This window comes from Micromonospora solifontis (genome assembly GCF_003725545.1).
GTDB classification, from domain to species: domain Bacteria; phylum Actinomycetota; class Actinomycetes; order Mycobacteriales; family Micromonosporaceae; genus Micromonospora; species Micromonospora solifontis.
Genome location: NZ_RJLN01000187.1, coordinates 1 through 1,681 on the forward strand (window position 1 = coordinate 1; position 1,681 = coordinate 1,681).

The 1,681-nt window shown below is 67.1% G+C and carries 1 pseudogene; it reads right to left on the minus strand.

The window, feature by feature from the left end:
• Nucleotides 1-1,364, minus strand: a pseudogene (locus tag EFE23_RS27775) (RHS repeat-associated core domain-containing protein); the annotation flags it as partial.
• Nucleotides 1,365-1,681 lie beyond the last annotated feature (317 nt).

Sequence of the window (1,681 nt, forward strand, 5' to 3'; positions counted from 1 at the left end):
CCGATCCGGTCGCCCTGGTAGACGGTGTTGGTCTGCCATTTGAACACGTTGTTCGCCCAGACCGCGTCGACCGTGCGGCGCTCCAGGCCGTCATAGGTGTAGCGGTGCTGGGTGGCCACGTCGGTGTCGGCGAACGAGGCGAGTACGTCGGTCGGGGCGGAGGCGGCGTTGTAGAACGCCGACTCCTTGGCTTCGAGGCCGCGACCGTCGTAGCTGGTGTCCTCGATCATCCGCTTGCCGTCCGGCGCGGTGCTCTGCGTCTGGCGCAGCCGCAGCAGACCGTCGTACAGCTCGAACGAGGAGATCTGGTTGCCGTTTGGGCCCAGCTCCTTGGTCTGCGCGGCGGTCACCCCGCCGCTCTTGCGCACCGTGTACACGTACTCGGTGTTCGGCGTCTGGGTCGCCTTGTCCCGACCCGGCAGCCACACCTTCAGCAGCCGGCCCAGCGCGTCGTAGCTGGCCTCGGTGGTCTTGCCGTTCGGGTCGACCTCCTTGACCGGCTCGCCGAGGGCCGGGTCGAAGGTGGTGGTCGTGACGTGCCCGGCCGGGTTGGTCTCGGTCTCGGTGACCGTCAGCCCGGCGCTGTTCTGCGTGTACGACTTGGTGGTGAACCGGTCCAGCTCGTCGCCGGAGGAGGTTTCCCGACCCCAGGCGTCGTAGCCGGTGGTCGAGGTCTTCACCGGGTTCGGCGTGCTGCCGGCATAGGAGGCGACCTTGTCGGTGCGGGTGGCGTTACCCGTGGTCGGCGCGGTGGTGTAGCTGGCCGCTCCGTCGTAGTAGGTCCGGGTGTCCTCCACCGCGTCCGCGGGGTAGGAGGGCGTCGTGGCGCAGTTGACCCCGACCGTCTCCTCCCGGTTCGGGAAGTCGATCAGGTACTTGGTGGTGTTGAACGTGTACCAGGTGCGCTCGCACAGGTCGTCGGCGGTGGTGGCGGTGTCGCCCTGGTCATCGACCTGCGTGATCACACCGTAGGTGGGGTTCCACGTGTTGGTCTTCGACGTGGTCCGCCAGGTGCCCGTGACGGCCAGCCAGGTCCAGGTGCGTTCCTTCGCGATGCGGTTGATGTATGAGGTGTGGACGGTGGGGATGGCCCAGGTGTCGGACAGGGTACGCTGGCCGGTCTGGTAGCTGGTCGGGTCCCAGATGGTGCGCTTGAGTTCCTGCCCGCCGGGCGCCTCGTACTCGACCGTCTGGTGCAGGAACCCTGCGCGGTACTTCTCGTCTTGCCACACCTCGCCGTTGCTGTTGGTGATGGTGGAGGTGCGGTTCTCGCCCGTGTCGGTGTAGTCGTCCTTCAGCCCGCGGAAGTAGAGGGACTTCGTTTCGGTCTTCGGCCCCGACGACGGGCCAGTCGTCACCGTCACGGTCGGGTAGCCGCGCCAGTCCGCCCATGAGCGTTGCGCCAGAGGGGTGGTCCACGTGGCCGGGCCGTCGTCGTGGCCCCACAACACCGCGGTGGAGGCCCCGACGGTGGAGTAGGTGTAGGCGTGTTCGACGTCCGGTGAACCACCGACGAGGTCCTTCTCTACGACCTTGTCGACCCGATACTTGTGCCACCACGACCAGCCTGCGGGCGCCTGCTGTGGGGTGTACCACTGAGGAAAGCACCGTTTAGTGTTGTTATCCGGGTCCGGGAACGCCGACCCGAACTGGCAGGCGCTGTCCTGGCCGGAGTAGGTGA